Here is a 565-nt window from a genome sequence, read left to right as displayed (position 1 = left end):
GACTGCTCCGCGGCCTCGGCTGCGATCCGCCGCCATGCCAGGTCGACTCCGCGCCACCAGCCGGCCACGGTCGGCAGATCGTGCGTCGACGACATCGCGATCGCGTCGCGATCCCATGCCGACGGCGAGCGGAACGTGCCGTCGGCGTCGCGCTCGAACCACAGCACGCGCATCCCGGCGATGCCCTGCGCGCCGAGCCGTTCGCGGAAGCCGGCCGGCACCGTGCCGAGATCCTCGCCGATCGCGAGCGCACGATGACGGGCCGCTTCCAGCGCGACGAGCCGCACGAGATCGTCGACCGGATAGCGCAGGTACGCACCGTCGCGCGGCGAGCCGCCGTCCGGCACGATCCACATCCGTGCGAAGCCGAGCACGTGATCGATGCGGATGCCGCCTGCATGCGCGAACGCCGCGCGCAACAGTTCGACGAACGGCACGAAGCCTTCCGCACGCAGCGCGGCGGGCGTCCAGGTCGTCACGCCCCACGCCTGGCCGGCTGCGTTGAACAGGTCGGGCGGCGCACCGAGCGACACGCCGCGCAGCAGCGTCGCGCCGTGCGCGCATG

At 73.1% G+C, this 565-nt stretch carries 1 protein-coding gene; it reads right to left on the bottom strand.

Annotation, left to right across the window (positions count from 1 at the left end; genetic code table 11):
* A partial coding sequence (locus G3N93_RS41245) for a 4-alpha-glucanotransferase (RefSeq protein ID WP_206135667.1) occupies nucleotides 1-565 on the bottom strand: 565 nt, incomplete at both ends.

Origin of the sequence: Burkholderia sp. Se-20378 (genome assembly GCF_017104665.1) — a bacterium.
Lineage (GTDB): Bacteria > Pseudomonadota > Gammaproteobacteria > Burkholderiales > Burkholderiaceae > Burkholderia > Burkholderia lata.
This window is presented reverse-complemented; position numbering and strand designations above follow the sequence as displayed.